The organism is Aestuariivirga sp., assembly GCF_046093005.1.
Classification (GTDB): Bacteria; Pseudomonadota; Alphaproteobacteria; order Rhizobiales; family Aestuariivirgaceae; genus Aestuariivirga.
In genome coordinates this window covers 37,191-52,218 of sequence record NZ_JBJTER010000162.1, presented here as the reverse complement: position 1 = coordinate 52,218, position 15,028 = coordinate 37,191, and the positions used below count along the sequence as shown (strand labels likewise).

The window sequence follows — 15,028 nt, the reverse complement described above, 5'->3', positions numbered from 1 at the left end:
AACCGCACAGCACGAACGCGCATCTCCATCGGATAAGGCTTGGTCATGCAAACTGGCCTCCAACCCAGTGGCCAGCTTGAATCAGACCTCAGGTGATTTGGGAATCCCCTTTCGATTCAATCAGACTGAAAATTGCTCTAGATCCAGGCTCGGCCGCATTGAATTGCGCCACCGGGGGATTTTCGCCGCGAGAGAGAGAAAGCCGCTGGCCTTCCGGGCGTGCCGGCGGCAAGAATTCGGCTCGTCACGCTCAGCCGGACGACGCCTTTACTCAAACAGGCTCGAAACGCTTTCCTCGCGGTTGGTGCGGCCGATCGCTTCGCCCAGCAGCGATGCAATCGGAATGGTGCGGATGTTGCGCGCGATCTTCACCGCCTCGGTGGGCTGGATCGAATCGGTGATCACCAGTTCCTTCAGCTTCGAATTGGTGATGCGCGAGACCGCCCCGCCCGACAGCACGCCGTGGGTGATGTAGGCGGTCACGTCCTTGGCGCCTTCCGCTAGCAGCGCCTCGGCGGCGTTGACCAGCGTGCCGCCGGAATCGACGATGTCGTCGATCAGGATGCAGGACATGCCGGCGACATCGCCGATAATGTTCATGACCTCGGATTCGCCGGCCCGCTCACGGCGCTTGTCGACGATTGCCAGTGGCGTATCGAGGCGCTTGGCCAGCGCCCTGGCGCGCACCACGCCGCCCACGTCGGGCGAGACGACCACCGCGTTGGACACGTTCAGGTGATTCTTGATGTCGCGCACCATGACGGGGCCTGCGAACAGATTGTCGGTGGGAATGTCGAAAAAGCCCTGGATCTGGCCGGCGTGCAGATCCATGGTCAATACCCGGTCGGCGCCAGCCCTTGTGATGAGATTGGCCACCAGCTTGGCCGAGATCGGGGTGCGGGGGCCGGGCTTCCGGTCCTGGCGGGCATAGCCGAAATAAGGGATCACCGCGGTCACGCGCCGGGCCGACGCCCGCTTCAGCGCGTCGATGATGATCAGCAGTTCCATCAGGTGGTCATTGGCCGGAAACGAGGTCGATTGCACCACGAACATGTCCTGGCCGCGCACATTCTCGTGGATCTCGACGAAGATCTCCATGTCGTTGAACCGCCGGACCGTGGCGTTGGTCATCGGCATATTGAGATAAGAACAGATGGCTTCCGCCAGTGGCCGGTTGCTGTTGCCTGCCACGATCTTCATCATGTGCGAAATCCCCCAAAGCGGCCGGTTCGAGGGGTCTATAACAACCGCGTGAAGCCCTGCAAAGCGTGATTCCGCTGATGCAGCCATTGCGGCCCCTTATGGCCGGGGGGCTTGCGCTAACGGTAATTCTTGACCACGTCGAAGATACCGGTGGCGGCTGCTTCCGCTACCGCCCTCGCGGCCGGCCCCCAGCCTTGGTCGAGCGCGCCTTTTGGCAGATCATTGGATTGTTTCACATCGCCCAGCAACTTGCCATCCGGCGTCTTGACCAGCCAACGGATCGACACTGTCTCGGTTTCGGCGTCCTTCTTCGACAGTTTGACGCGGCCCTCCACGGTCAGCGCATCGTGCTGCGGCTTGCTCACCACTGGCCAGCCCGCCTCGGAGAGCACTTTCCGCACGACCGTGGTCAGTTCCGCATCGCCGCCGCCAGGCGAGCCTTTGACCGGCACCACGGCCACGGCGCGGATCGCCTGCTTAACTGGATCGGATCTGGCTTGAACGGCGGTGCCATCCTTGACGTTGCCGGCCGCCGCTGTCACGGTACGCTGGGGCAGTTGCGGCTCATCCTCGCCTGAGGGAGCCGGGGCCAGACCTTCATCCGAAACCGCTACAGTGGGCAACATTCCCTCGCCGGGGAGCGGCGCGACCGAGGCGACTGCCGGCAGAAAATCCTCGTGCGCCACCACTTTGTCAGCCTCTTCGAGGCCAAAGGTTCCCAGCGCCGCGAGGCCGGGGCCATGCACGGTTTCGAAATCGATCTGGCGCTCAGCGCCCTCACCTGCCTTGGCGAACAGGTCGGGTGGCGGCGCAATGAGTGAGGCGACCCGCGCCGCATAGCCCATCTCCGCCAGCCTGCGCGCCAGCTCATCGGCGGTCCGCCGTGCTACCCGGTCCAACACCGACGGAGTCACGGCCTGCCAGGGATCAGCACCGGCGAATACACCGGCATTATCTTCGCCGCCGATCGTGCCGATCAGCGCGCCATCAGGATCGCGGAACTGAAGCTCATAGATCACACGCACGCCGTTGCTGGAAGGCAAGGCTCGCATGCCGCCACCCAGGCTCAGCAACCCGAAGGCGCTCTCGCCCGCAAGGATCGCTATGTCATGGCGGGCGCCAGCCTCCACAAGCGCTGTGTTGAATGCGGCCAAGCGATCCGCTGGCATGCCAGCGATCTGTTGGACGGCCACCTGCGGCAGAATCTTGCCTTTGGCGCTTCCGGGCGGCCCGGCGTCCCTCAATAGCGATGCGGCAGAGCAGCCAGTTAATATCATCACCAACAAGGCCAGCGCCGCGGCTGGCCATGCCCGCGGCGCCACGTCGCATAAGATGGCTGCCCCGTACCGCATCGCCTATCGGGTTATCATTCCGAGCGGCGCCTTCGAAACCGCCTCGAGCCGCTTTTCCCCAATGATGTAGGTGCGTCCCAGGCAATAGGCGGCGCCGGCCTCGGAATTCATCAGGATCATGTGCGCGAAAAACACCATGCCGGGCTCGATCTCGATCTCATTACCCTGATAGAACATGGGTGAATCCATCCAACTTGGTGTAAACTTGGCGCCCAGCGAATAGCCGCAGGCGTTGAGCCGGTGGTTGCGCATGCCGCGCTGGTCCATGACCCGGGCATGGGCTGCGAACACGTCACCGGCCGTCCGGCCCGGACGCAGCTGCTCCTCGACGGCGGCCAGCGCCTCGCGGCAGGCTTCGTCCATGGCCAGGTGTTGTTTCATGGGCTTGCCGACGATGAGCGTGCGCATGAAAGCGGCGTGGTAGTGGCGGTAGACGCCCGCCCATTCGAGGGTGAGCTGATCGCGCCTGGAAAGCTTGCGGCGGCCGGACTTATAGCGGCAGAGCAGCGCGTCGCGCCCGGACCCGATGATGAACTCATTGCCGGGATAATCGCCGCCGCCGGCGAACACCGCGCCTTGCTGGGCGGCGAGGATCTCGCCCTCGTCGGCGCCGGCCTTGGTCTTGCGCACCGCTGCCTTCAACGCGGCATCGCCCAATTCGCCGGCCTTGCGCACATAGCGCAGTTCGGCTGGCGACTTCACCACGCGGATCATGTTCACGAGATCGCTCGCGTCAGCGAGCTTGACGAAGCCGGAGAGCGCCTCATCCACCTGCTTGCCGTTGAAATGGGTGAGGCCATAGGACTGGGTTTCGATCCCCAGGCGTTTGCCCTTGCAGCCCAGGCTTTCCAGCATGGTCCGCAGTTCGCCAGCGGGCCTGGCGCCCGCCGCATCGGTCCAGATACGGATGTCCTCGATGATCGAGGTGTGCCTGGCCTGGCGCAGATCGGCTGACCGGGTGAGCAAAGCGAGCCTGCCATCAGCGCCCAGATACAGGCATTGAAAGAAGCAGAAGCCAAATGTGTCGTAGCCGGTCAGATAGTACATGCTTTCCTGCTGGAACAGCAGCAGGCCATCGAGGCCCCGCCGCGCCATGGCGGCGCAGGTGGCCGCGATGCGGCGGGTGTATTCGGGCCGGGTGAAATGCAGGGCCATGATCTCTCTCCTCCGTCAGACGATGGCGATGGCCGAGATCAGCCGGCCATAGTCCGCCTCGTTGCGGTGCGTGGTGCGCCGGTAGCTGAAGAACCGGCCCTCGTCGGCATAGGTGCACAGCCCAAGGTCGACAACCCTGCCCACACCATCGGAACGCAGCCGGTTCGCGAGGTAGGCAGGAAGGTCGAACATGAAATGGCCCTGGCGGGGAGATTGCGCGAAGAATGCCATATTGGCCGCGTCAGCTTGACCGAAACGTTCGCGAAACTCCGGTCCCACCTCATAGGCCTGCCGGGAGATGGTCGGGCCGATGACTGCGATGATTCGACGCAGATCAGCACCTTCCTGCTGCATGAGCGCCAGGGTCCGGGTGGTGATGCCGTCGAGCGCCCCCTTCCAGCCGGCATGCGCGGCGCCGATGACCCGCGCCACGGGATCGGCGAACAGGATGGGGCCGCAATCGGCGGTGAGCACGCCCAGCGCCACGCCGGGCCTGCGGGTGACGAGCCCGTCCACCCGCGGCCGTTCGTCTTCGGGAAACGGCTCGTCAACCACAACCGCCTCGGCGCTGTGCACCTGCCAGGCCGAAACCAGGGAGCCGGGTTCGACGCCAAGCCGCCTCGCCGCCATGGCCCGGTTGGCCAGCACCTTGGCGCGGTCATCGCCTGAGCCCAGGCCGCAATTGAGCGCGGCGAACACGCCCGTCGAATGGCCGCCCAGGCGGGTGAAGAAGCCGTGGGAAATGCCGTCAATCCTGAGATCTTCCGATTCGATCATCATCATTGGAATGGGTATGGCGCCTCAAGGCCGGGCGCGGTTGCCGCCAGGACCTTGAACAGGTTACCCATTTGCGAAGGCTCCGCAAGCCGCGCCTGCTGGCGGGCGAGCATGTCGCGGGTTGGCGCGTCAGCGGTGGCCGCCAGTTGCGCGAAGCGTGCCTCGCTCCCCATGGCGAGCAGGAACTGGCGCTGGCTGAGCGGCCGGCAGACCGATGCGCCGCTTTCGGCAAGCGCCTGCGCCAGCGCCTGGAAATCGACATGTGAGGTCAGGTCGCATTCGCCCGGCGCCGCGGTGACGGGCACGAAGCGGTGGCCGCGCATCGCCTGCAGCGTATCGCCCGCCTGGCCAGCGAGATGACCATAATCGATGACCAGCGCGGCGCCGCCGTCACGGGCGAGACGCGCGCCGATGGCGCCAGCGATTGCGCCGCGGGCGGGTGCTGGTTCCCGGATATCGCCGTCTTCACCGCCCTGTGCCGCAACCGGCGCGCCCAGCCCGATCGCCAGCTGGCCGTCGGCGAGGCCCACCACACGTTCATGCCAGCGGCCCTGCCGCCTCTCGATCTGGCGGTTGGGGATGGCATCGAAAAACTCATTCGCGATGACGATCGCGGGACCGTCCGGCACATCCTCAAGCCTGGCGTGCCAGCGCGCCGCAGCACCCAGCAGCTGGCGCTGCCGCGCTTCCAGAACCGGACTCGTTTCGACGAGATGCACGCGCGCCGCAGCGGCGAGGCCGGGAGCCGCCCGTTTGAACGTGCGCAGCATGTCCGCCATCAGCGTGCCGCGGCCCGGGCCAAGTTCGATGATGGAAACCGGATCGGGCCCGCCCATCATCCGCCACAGCTCAGCCGCCCACACCCCGATCAGTTCGCCGAACACCTGCGAGATTTCCGGGGCGGTGAGAAAATCGCCCTTCTCGCCCAGCGGATCGCGCGTCATGTAATAGCCATAGCGCGGATGGCCGAGGCACAGGCCCATGTAGCGGTCAATCGTAAGGGGGCCTTCGGCGGCGATGGTTTCGGCGATGAGCCGTTCAAGCGGGGTCATGGCGCGACCGCAGCAGCAGCCAGACGCCCACCGCGCAGAGCGGCAGCGACAGCATCATGCCCATGGTGAGCCCGCCCGCGAAATAGCCGAGGAACGGGTCCGGCTCACGCACCCATTCGACGAGGATCCGCGACAGCCCATAGCCCAGCGCGAAAATGCCCGAGGCGCGGCCGGGGTGCTGCAGGGCGCCATAATGGTGGGTGGCGATGCGCACCGCCAGGAACAGCAGCAGCCCCTCGAGCACCGCTTCGTAAAGCTGGCTCGGGTGACGGGGCAGCTGCAGCGCGTCATGCGGAAACACGAAGGCCCAGGGCACGTCCGTCGGCCTGCCCCACAATTCGCCATTGACGAAATTGGCGAGCCGCCCCAACCCCAGCCCCACCGGCACCGAGGCGGCGCCGAGGTCGAGCATGCGGTCAAGGCTGGTGCCGATCCGGCGTCCGAAAAACAGGCAGGCGACCACCACGCCCAGAAACCCGCCATGGAACGACATGCCGCCATCCCAGATCCGGAGAATGTCCACCGGGTGGGTGAGATAGAACCACGGCTTGTAGAACAGCACATAGCCAAGCCGGCCGCCGAGGACCACGCCGAGCACTGTCCAGATGAAGAATTCGTCGATCTGGGCCACCGTCATGGAAGGCCTGGTTTGGCCCCACAGCCGGGGCGTCTCGACCAGCCGCTTCATGTACCAGGAGGCGAAAACCAGCCCCGCGATATAGGCCAGCGCATACCAGCGCACCGCGAACGGCCCGATCTCGAATGCCACCGGGCCGATGCCGGGAAAAGGCAGGACGGCGAGGCTGCCGGCGTCAGTCATCATGGCGCCGGACAGTGGAAGCGGGCAGGCCCGGCGTCAAGCCGCATCTTGAAGCCGGAGCCAGCAGGACATAGTTAGAGATCAGAAAGGGTTATCCACATGAACACCACCCAGACCCGGATTTTCGACGAACTCGCCAAGCTGATGACCAACGCGGCAGGCGCTGCGCAGGGCATGCGCCGCGAATTCGACACGCTGGTGCAGACGCAAATGGAGCGTGTGCTCAACAACATGGATCTCGTAAAGCGCGAGGAGTTCGAGGCCGCGAAAGCCATGGCCCAGAAGGCCCGCGAAGAGAATGACGCGCTGGCCGCGCGCATCGCCGCGCTCGAAGCCCGGCTCGGCATCGCCCCCAAGGCTGATTCGACCACTGGCTGAAGTTTGCGCCAGCGTGACAAGGCTGTGGAGGAATCATGTGTTTTCCTGCCCCCGGCCTTGCGGCGACTCACCCGCTTCGGCAGTTTCGCTCCATAGGCTGGCGCATGGCGAATTCGTCAGCCTACGGAGGAATAACGGATGGCCCTCGAGGCCCGCGAAAACGAGAATATCGGAAATCCGCTGGACCGGGTTGAACGCATCGCCGAGGCCTATGAATGGGCGTTTTCGCGGACCAACGCGCGCGAAGTCATGATGGCGGTGTCCGGCGGCTGGAGCGACATGACGGTGACGCTCAACTGGCAGGAGGATTTCGAAATCCTGCATGTCGCGGCCAGCCTTGACCTGAAGGTCCCGGCGGCCCGGCGCGAGGAAATGGCAAAGCTGATCGCCCGTATCAACGAGCAACTTCTGGTTGGGCACTTCGACCTGTGGCATGCTGACGGCAGCCTCCTGTTCCGCAACAGCCTGCTGCTCAACGGTCAGGCCACCGCCAATGACGCGCAATGCGAGGCGCTGATCCGCCTCGCCATCGAATCGGCCGAGCGCTACTTCCCGGCTGTGCAGTTCGTGGTCTGGGCGGGCCAGAGCGCGGCGGAGGCCCTCGAGGCGGCGATGATCGACACCTGGGGAGAGGCGTGATGGTGAAGCTGGCCGGAACCCTGGTATTGGTCGGCGCCGGCAAGATGGGCGGCGCCATGCTGGAAGGCTGGCTGAAAAGCGGCGCCGAGGCAGCGAAGATCGTGGCGCTCGACCCCGCGCCACCCGCCGAAACCAGGGACCTGGCGGCGCGCGCCGGGGTGAAGCTCAACCCCGATCCGGCCACCATTACGGATGCCGAGGTGGTGGTGATCGCCGTGAAGCCGCAATTCATGGAAGAGGTGCTGCCCGGCATCACCGGCCTCAGGGCATCGCGGCCGCTCATACTTTCCGTTGCGGCGGGCAAGACCATCGCCTCCTTCGAGCGCCATTTCGGCGCCGATGCGGCGGTCATCCGCAGCATGCCCAACACGCCCGCCGCGGTGGGCCGCGGCATCACCGCCATGGCCGCCAACCGCAATGTCTCACCGGCACAGACGGTGCTGGCCCAGGCGTTGCTCGCGGCGATCGGCGAGGTGGTGACGGTGCCGGACGAGGCGATGATCGACGCGGTGACGGCGGTGTCGGGCTCCGGCCCGGCCTATGTGTTCTATCTCACCGAATGCCTGGCGGCGGCGGGCGAAAAAGCAGGGCTGCCGAAGGAACTCGCCGTGCAGCTGGCGCGCGCCACCGTGGCGGGCGCCGGAGAACTGATGCGCCAGTCAGGGATTGACGCCGCCACACTGCGCCAGAACGTCACCTCGCCCAAAGGCACCACATTCGCGGCGCTCGAAATCCTGATGGCGGCGGACGGCATGCAGCCGCTGCTCGACAAGGCCGTAGCCGCCGCCGCCAGGCGCTCGCACGAACTGGCAAGCTGAGGCCCCGGGTGACCATCAGCTTTGACGATTTTCAGAAAGTCGACATCCGGGTCGGCACCATCGTGGGCGTCGAGCCGTTTCCCGAGGCGCGCAAGCCAGCCTTGAAACTGCGCATCGATTTCGGGCCGGAGATCGGCGTGCGCAAGTCCTCCGCCCAGGTCACCAAATACTACACGCCCGAAACGCTGATGGGCCGCCAGGTGGCGGCGGTCGTCAATTTCCCGCCGCGCCAGATCGGCCCTTTCATGTCGGAGGTGCTGACCCTGGGCTTTCCGGACGGCGCTGGCGATGTGGTGCTGGTGGCCGTCGAGCGTCCGGTCCCCAATGGCGGGCGGATGTATTGAGCGCGCGTGGCGCTCTGATGGAGCGCTTCAATCGCCGGCGGCGCGCGACCAACCGGACAGGATTCGGCCAAGATTGCAAAACCGCTGTCCCGCCCTAGATCGCCCACTCGCCCTTGCGCATCAGGGCCTCCGGCGTGCCGTCCGGCAGGATGCCATCGACGTCGAGTTTGCCCGAGCCGATCATCCAGTCGACATGGACAAGGCTGGAATTGGCGCCCAGTGCGGCAAGCTCCTGCTTGGAGCGCTTCGAGCCGTCGCGGATGTTCTCGGTGTAGGACTGGCCCACCGCCACATGGCTGGCGGCGTTCTCGTCGAACAGCGTATTGTTGAAGATAATGCCGCTTGCCGAGATCGGCGAGGAATGCGGCACCAGCGCCACTTCGCCGAGCCGCGCCGCGCCTTCGTCGGTGCCGATCAGGCTGCGGAACGCTTCCTCGCCCTTTTCGGCTGTCATTTCGACGATCCGGCCCGCTTCGAAGCGCACCCGGATGCCATCGATCAGCGAGCCCTGATAGGAGAGCGGTTTGGTGGAAGAGAGCGTGCCGTCAACGCGATCCTTATGGGGTGCGGTGAATACCTCTTCGGTCGGAATGTTGGCGTTGCAGAACACGCCATTCAGCGCCTTGCCGCCGCCGCCTTTCCAGAAGTGATCATCGGCAAGCCCGAGCATCAGATCGGTGCCCGGCCCCGAATATTTAAGCGCCCGGTAGCGCCGGTTGTTGAGGAAATCGGTGCGGCGGTGCAGGTCGGCGTTGTGCTTCTCCCACACGGCGATGGGGTCCGGCTGGTCGGCCTTGGTGCAGGCGAAGATCGCCTTCCACAGCTGCTCCATTGCCGCGGCCTCCGGCACGCCGGGAAACACCGATTTGGCCCAGGCGGGCGTTGCCGCCGCCGCCACGCACCAGTTGATGGCGAAACCGGTGATCAGTTCCAGCGCCGGGCGGTAGGCCTGCGAGCGGGCCTTGTTGGCGCGGGCGAGCTTCTTCGGGTCCTGGCCGGCCAGCAGCGAGGGGTTTTCACCGGCGATCGCCAGCCGCGCGGCGCCTGCCTTGAAGGCTTCGGCCATGCCGTTGAACAGCCAGCCGGGTGCGACGTCGAACGCCTCCTCGGGCGCATGGGCGAAGCGCGCCAGCGTGGCCGCGTTGTCGGAATAGATGGTGGTGACCAGGCTGGCGCCGTCGCGGTAGGCATGCTCGGTGATGCGCCGGACCAGAGGTACGGCATCGAGCGGCGCCGTTACCAGGAGCTGCTGGCCCTTTTGAATGTTGAGGCCGGTCTTGACGACGAGCCGGGCGTAGGCATCGAGGAGATGATCATGCTGTGTCATGGCCTGTCATCTACACCGGAGGGATGGCGGAATCCAAGGGCTCGTCCTATAGTTCATGCTCAATCCATGGCCTGATTGCTCTGCCCTGATGATCGTTCCTCTATCGCTCGCGCCGCGCACCGAAGCGGTGCTCAAATATCTGCCCGCCGACATCGAGATCCTCCGGGAAGGGGATTTCGTGCGCTGCGCCGTCACCGGACAGGCGATCGCATTGGACGATCTCCGCTATTGGGACGTGGCGCGGCAACAGCCCTTCGTTTCTGCTGCCATGGCCTTCGGCGGACATCCGCGCAACCGGAACAAGTGAAGAACGCCAGGTCATGGCCGGTGACGCATGCGGCCTCGCTGTGACTGGAATTGCAGCGCCGGGACGTGTATAGCCATGCCTCTTTTGGCGAATGGGCAGGGATCTGCCCTGTTGGAGTATGTGTAATGACCACGACCTGGGCACCTGACAGCTGGCGGCATTTTCCGGTCATGCAGATGCCGGAGTATGAGGACAGGGCGAAGCTGCAGTCGGTTGAGGCGCAGCTGGCGGGATACCCGCCGCTGGTATTCGCCGGCGAGGCGCGCAAGCTGAAGCGCAAGCTCGCGCGCGTTGCGGAAGGCAAAGGGTTCCTCCTGCAGGGCGGCGATTGCGCCGAAAGCTTCGCCGAGCATTCGGCTGATAACATCCGTGATTTCTTCCGCGTCTTCCTGCAGATGTCGGTGGTTCTGACCTTTGCCGGCGGCCAGCCGGTGGTGAAGGTGGGCCGCATCGCCGGGCAATTCGCCAAGCCGCGGTCCTCGCCCACCGAAACTGTCGGCGGCGTGGAACTGCCGATCTATCGCGGCGACATCGTGAACGCCGCCGAGGCAACCCTCGAGGCGCGCCGGCCCGACCCCGAGCGCCAGATCATGGCCTACCGCCAGTCGGCGGCAACCCTCAACCTGCTCAGGGCCTTCGCCCAGGGCGGCTATGCCAATCTTGAGCATGTGCACAAGTGGACGCTCGGCTTCCTGAAGGATTCGCCGGCCTATGAGCGCTATCAGGAGATTTCTGACCGGATCACCGAGGCGGTGGGCTTCATGCGCGCCTGCGGCATCAATGCTGATACCGCGCCGCAGCTCCGCACCACGGACTTCTTCACCAGCCACGAGGCGCTGCTGCTGGGCTATGAACAGGCGCTGACCCGCGTCGATTCAACAAGCGGCGACTGGTATGCCACCTCGGGCCACATGCTGTGGATCGGCGACCGCACCCGCCAGCCGGACCACGCGCATGTCGAGTTCATGCGCGGCGTCAAGAACCCGATCGGCCTCAAATGCGGCCCATCGCTGAAGCCCGACGAGCTGGTCAGGCTCATCGACAAGCTCAACCCCGACAACGAGCCGGGCCGCCTCACCCTGATCGCCCGTTTCGGCGCCGACAAGGTGGAAAAGCACCTTCCCGACCTGATCCGCGCGGTGAAGCGCGAGGGCAGGGTGGTGGTTTGGTCCTGCGATCCGATGCACGGCAACACGATCAAGTCCACCTCAGGCTACAAGACCCGTCCGTTCGAGGCGGTGCTGGGCGAGGTGCGCCGCTTCATGGGCGTTCATCAGGCTGAGGGCACCCATGCCGGCGGCATCCACGTGGAAATGACCGGCAAGGACGTGACCGAGTGCACGGGCGGTCTCCGCGCGCTCCGCGACGAGGACCTGAACGACCGCTACCACACCTTCTGTGACCCGCGGCTCAATGCATCGCAGGCGCTGGAACTTTCATTCCTGGTGGCGGAGGAGATCAAGAAGGAAATGGCCTCCAGGCCGCGGCCGGACGACGACGAGATCGTCGAAGCCGCAGAGTAAGCGATGATCGAACTCTATCACTGGCCGACGCCGAACGGGCACAAGATCACCATCTTCCTCGAGGAGGCCGGTCTTGCCTACCGCCTGCATCCCGTGGACATCGGCAAGGGCGAGCAGTTCAAGCCGGAGTTTCTGGCGATCTCGCCTAACAACCGGATTCCAGCCATCATCGATACCGCGCCGGCTGACGGCGGCGCCCCGCTGTCGATCTTCGAGTCCGGCGCCATCCTGCTCTATCTCGCCGAGAAAACGGGCCGGTTCATGCCGGGTGATCTGCGCGGGCGCAACGAGGTGATGCAATGGCTGTTCTGGCAGGTCGGCGGCCTCGGTCCGATGTCCGGCCAGGCGGGCCACTTCGCAATCTACGCGCCGGAGAAGATCCCCTACGGCATTGAGCGCTATACCAAGGAAGTGAACCGCCTCTATGGCGTGATGGACCGCCGTCTCGCTGACCGGCCCTATCTGGCGGGCGAATACTCGATTGCCGACATTGCCTCTTACCCGTGGGTAGTGCCCTATGAGCGCTACAGCCAGAACCTGGACGATTTTCCAAATCTGAAGCGATGGTTCGAGGCGATCAAGGCGAGGCCCGCGGTGGCGCGCGTCTATGCCAGTGTGGCGCCGTCCTATGCGAAGCCGATGTGCGACGAAGAACGCGGCGTGCTGTTCGGCCAGACCGCGAAACGATAGAAATCTTCACGGCGCGATGATTGGCTCGGCTTCGGCGCTGGGCTTGCGGCGGAACTCCAGCAGGATGTGCAGGAACAGGGCGCCAAGCACGATCGCCCCGCCGAGCAGCGTCTGCGCCGCGGGCACTTCGCCCATGAAGGCAAACACCCAGAACGGCGTGAACGGCACTTCGAGGGCGGCGAGCAGGGTAGCCTCCGCCGCCGGTACCCGCTTCGAGCCCAAGGTGTAGAGCGCCAGCCCGGCCGCGTTCTGAACGATGCCGAAAGCCACGCAGAGCAGGAAGTCATGCGTGGAAATCGACAGCGGCTCGGCGAACCAGAAGCAGCCGAAGGAGCAGATCCAGGCCGACAAGGCCATGGCCGGGAGCATCGGCACTTCGCGATGCATGCGCATCACGGTTGTGAAGCCCGCCATCGACAGCGTCATCAGCACCGCCAGGGCCTGGCCCAGCAGGCTGCCGCCCATCTTGGCCCCCCACAGCATGACGCCCACGCCGATGAGCGCCGCGAGGCTGGCGAACAGGGTGGACCGGGACGGTTTCTCGCCGATCGCCAGATAGGCGAGTGCTGCCGTCATGAACGGCACCGTGGCGTAGATCACCATGGCATCGGCCGCGGTGGTCAGGCGCAGCGCCCCGATGCCAGTGATCATGCCCGCCGCCGACAGCAGCGCCACCGCCAGGGTCGGCCAGCCGAGCGAGCGGAGAATGGCGGCTGCGCGGCCGCGCTCCATGACCAGGAACAGCACGAAGACGGCAAGCCCCGAGAACAGTCCGCGCCAGAACAGCATGGTGGTGAGGCCGGCGTCGATGTTGCGCACGAACAGGGCGGAGGTCGACCAGGCGAGCGCCGCCCCCGCCACCAGCAGAAGCCCGATGCGGTGCTGTTTCTGTTCGTCGCGGGTCATGGCTGGCGGCAATCCGGCTGGCAAGGTGGGTCTCCATGGCCATAGCCGGGCTGGGTCCTGTCCGGTAGGCTACAAACGGCATGCCGCCCCCCGGTTTCGCGCAAGCCCTTGACCTTGCGTGGCAACTGACGCATGTTCCGAACCGTTATGACCCGCCGCCCCGCCACCGCCGCTTGCCGCGGCATTATTATTTGCAGCTAGCAGACAACCGCTGGCAGGGCGCCGCTTGACCTAAATCCAAGACGAAGCGAACCCGGGCCGGCAAGCCTGAGGACTGACATGCCGATCCGCCTCTACAACACGCTGACCCGCACCAAGGAGGAGTTCGTTCCCTTGGACCCTGCAAATGTGCGCATGTATGTTTGCGGTCCGACGGTGTGGGATTACGCGCATATCGGCAATGCCCGGCCAGTGATCGTGTTCGACGTGCTGTTCCGGCTGCTGCGCCAGATCTACGGGGCAGATCACGTTAAATATGTGCGCAACATCACTGACGTCGATGACAAGATCAATGCCCGGGCGCGGTCCGAGGGCATTGCCATCGGCGAACTGACGGAACGCACGACCAGACAGTTCCATGAGGATATCGCGGCTTTGGGTGTGCTGCCGCCCACCGTCGAGCCGCGCGCCACCCAGCACATTGCCGGGATGATCGCCATCATCGAGCGGCTGATTTCCTCCGGCCACGCCTATGTGGCCGATGGCCATGTGCTGTTCGACGTGCCCTCGATGCCGGATTATGGCCAGCTCTCCCGCCGCTCGCTCGATGAGATGCTGGCGGGTGCCCGCGTCGATGTGGCGCCCTACAAGCGCGGCGAGATGGATTTCGTGCTGTGGAAGCCGTCGGATGCCGAAACGCCCGGCTGGGACAGCCCGTGGGGCCGCGGCCGCCCGGGCTGGCACATCGAATGCTCGGCGATGAGCTGGCAGCATCTGGGCGAGGAATTCGACATTCACGGCGGCGGCATCGATCTCGTGTTTCCGCATCACGAGAACGAAATCGCCCAGACCCGCTGCGCCTTCGGCCACCCGATCATGGCGAAGTACTGGATGCACAATGGCTTCCTGCAGGTGGAAGGCCAGAAGATGTCGAAGAGCCTGGGGAATTTTCTGACCATCCGCCAGCTTCTCGATGATTGGCCGGGGGATGTGCTGCGCTTCAACATGCTCCGCACGCATTACCGCCAGCCGATCGACTGGACGCTACAGTCTCTTCAGGAGTCGCGGCGTGTTCTGCTGAATTTTCAGAAGCACTACACCCCGGGACTGGACCGGACTTACGGTCCTGAGGCTCCGGTTGAGTTGATTGATGCGCTATCAGACGATCTCAACACGCCATCTGCCATCGCTGTTCTTCATGAGATGCTCGCCGCAATTGTGAAACTGGAAAGGGCAAATGACCCTGAGCAGCACCGTGTGCGAAACCGTTTCTCTAATGCTCTTCGTCTCTTAGGATTTGCAAATCTGGACCAACTCCAGCATCGCGGCATGGGCAATCTTGACAAGGCGGAGGAGTCTAAGGTCGATTTCCTGATCGCTGCCCGCCTCGCCGCCCGCAAGGCCAAGAACTGGGCCGAGAGCGACCGGATCCGCGACGAGCTCGCCGCGATGGGCATCGCCATCAAGGATAACAAGGATGGAACCACCAGCTGGGAGGTGAAGCGATGATTCCCGCAGTCTCCCTCAATATCCCGTCATCCCGGCGAAGGCCGGGATCCAGCTTCGGACGGCAACCCA

Annotated in this window: 16 protein-coding genes; 8 read left to right on the top strand and 8 right to left on the bottom strand. The window is 64.8% G+C overall.

All coding sequences use genetic code 11. The features are described 5' to 3' along the window. Positions 1-267 precede the first annotated feature (267 nt). The 6 genes from ACKOED_RS13975 to lgt form a co-directional block, all read right to left on the bottom strand. A complete protein-coding gene (locus ACKOED_RS13975; RefSeq protein ID WP_408917223.1) occupies positions 268-1,200 on the bottom strand; it encodes a ribose-phosphate pyrophosphokinase in 933 nt (310 codons plus the stop codon). A gap of 119 nt (positions 1,201-1,319) precedes the next feature. Then, on the bottom strand, positions 1,320-2,357 hold the full coding sequence (locus ACKOED_RS13970) for a hypothetical protein (RefSeq protein WP_408917221.1): 1,038 nt from the start codon (positions 2,355-2,357) through the stop codon (positions 1,320-1,322). 201 nt (positions 2,358-2,558) lie between these two features. Then, on the bottom strand, positions 2,559-3,710 hold the full coding sequence (locus tag ACKOED_RS13965; RefSeq protein WP_408917220.1) for a M24 family metallopeptidase: 1,152 nt from the start codon (positions 3,708-3,710) through the stop codon (positions 2,559-2,561). Positions 3,711-3,725: 15 nt separating this feature from the next. Then, positions 3,726-4,490, bottom strand: a complete 765-nt coding sequence (gene pgeF, locus ACKOED_RS13960; protein ID WP_408917222.1) for a peptidoglycan editing factor PgeF — start codon at positions 4,488-4,490, stop codon at positions 3,726-3,728. Beyond that, the gene (locus ACKOED_RS13955; protein ID WP_408917219.1) at positions 4,490-5,539 is read right to left on the bottom strand and encodes a class I SAM-dependent methyltransferase; all 1,050 of its coding nucleotides are present in this window, start codon (positions 5,537-5,539) and stop codon (positions 4,490-4,492) included. Before ACKOED_RS13955 ends, pgeF begins: the two co-directional genes overlap by 1 nt. After that, positions 5,526-6,362: a prolipoprotein diacylglyceryl transferase gene (lgt, locus tag ACKOED_RS13950; protein WP_408917218.1), complete on the bottom strand. Its 837-nt coding sequence runs from the start codon at positions 6,360-6,362 to the stop codon at positions 5,526-5,528. Before lgt ends, ACKOED_RS13955 begins: the two co-directional genes overlap by 14 nt. 96 nt (positions 6,363-6,458) lie before the next feature. On the opposite strand from lgt, the gene ACKOED_RS13945 reads away from it, so the two are divergent. From ACKOED_RS13945 to ACKOED_RS13930, 4 genes are all read left to right on the top strand, one after another. Then, positions 6,459-6,737 (top strand): accessory factor UbiK family protein, encoded by a 279-nt coding sequence (locus ACKOED_RS13945; RefSeq protein WP_408917217.1) that lies wholly within the window; start codon positions 6,459-6,461, stop codon positions 6,735-6,737. A 138-nt stretch (positions 6,738-6,875) separates the two neighbouring features. Continuing rightward, entirely contained in the window at positions 6,876-7,376 is a 501-nt protein-coding gene (locus tag ACKOED_RS13940) for a YbjN domain-containing protein (RefSeq protein ID WP_408917216.1), read from the top strand. Beyond that, positions 7,373-8,194, top strand: coding sequence for a pyrroline-5-carboxylate reductase (proC, locus tag ACKOED_RS13935; protein ID WP_408917215.1), 822 nt, complete (start codon positions 7,373-7,375; stop codon positions 8,192-8,194). Before ACKOED_RS13940 ends, proC begins: the two co-directional genes overlap by 4 nt. 8 nt (positions 8,195-8,202) lie before the next feature. Next, complete coding sequence (locus tag ACKOED_RS13930; protein ID WP_408917214.1) at positions 8,203-8,538, top strand: tRNA-binding protein; 336 nt, start codon at positions 8,203-8,205, stop codon at positions 8,536-8,538. A gap of 94 nt (positions 8,539-8,632) precedes the next feature. Here ACKOED_RS13930 and ACKOED_RS13925 read toward each other — a convergent pair whose 3' ends face one another. Continuing rightward, complete coding sequence (locus ACKOED_RS13925) at positions 8,633-9,865, bottom strand: aminopeptidase (protein ID WP_408917213.1); 1,233 nt, start codon at positions 9,863-9,865, stop codon at positions 8,633-8,635. A gap of 88 nt (positions 9,866-9,953) precedes the next feature. Here ACKOED_RS13925 and ACKOED_RS13920 point away from each other — a divergent pair, with 88 nt between their 5' ends. From ACKOED_RS13920 to ACKOED_RS13910, 3 genes are all read left to right on the top strand, one after another. After that, a complete protein-coding gene (locus ACKOED_RS13920) occupies positions 9,954-10,172 on the top strand; it encodes a DUF2093 domain-containing protein (protein WP_408917212.1) in 219 nt (72 codons plus the stop codon). A gap of 125 nt (positions 10,173-10,297) precedes the next feature. Further along, on the top strand, positions 10,298-11,695 hold the full coding sequence (locus ACKOED_RS13915; protein ID WP_408917211.1) for a class II 3-deoxy-7-phosphoheptulonate synthase: 1,398 nt from the start codon (positions 10,298-10,300) through the stop codon (positions 11,693-11,695). Between the two features lie 3 nt (positions 11,696-11,698). Further along, a complete protein-coding gene (locus ACKOED_RS13910) occupies positions 11,699-12,385 on the top strand; it encodes a glutathione S-transferase N-terminal domain-containing protein (RefSeq protein ID WP_408917210.1) in 687 nt (228 codons plus the stop codon). A 6-nt stretch (positions 12,386-12,391) separates the two neighbouring features. Here the strand turns inward: ACKOED_RS13910 and ACKOED_RS13905 are convergent, their stop codons facing one another. Then, complete coding sequence (locus ACKOED_RS13905) at positions 12,392-13,291, bottom strand: DMT family transporter (protein WP_408917209.1); 900 nt, start codon at positions 13,289-13,291, stop codon at positions 12,392-12,394. Positions 13,292-13,570: 279 nt separating this feature from the next. Between ACKOED_RS13905 and cysS the strand changes: the two genes are divergently transcribed. Beyond that, positions 13,571-14,959, top strand: a complete 1,389-nt coding sequence (cysS, locus tag ACKOED_RS13900) for a cysteine--tRNA ligase (RefSeq protein WP_408917208.1) — start codon at positions 13,571-13,573, stop codon at positions 14,957-14,959. Positions 14,960-15,028 lie beyond the last annotated feature (69 nt).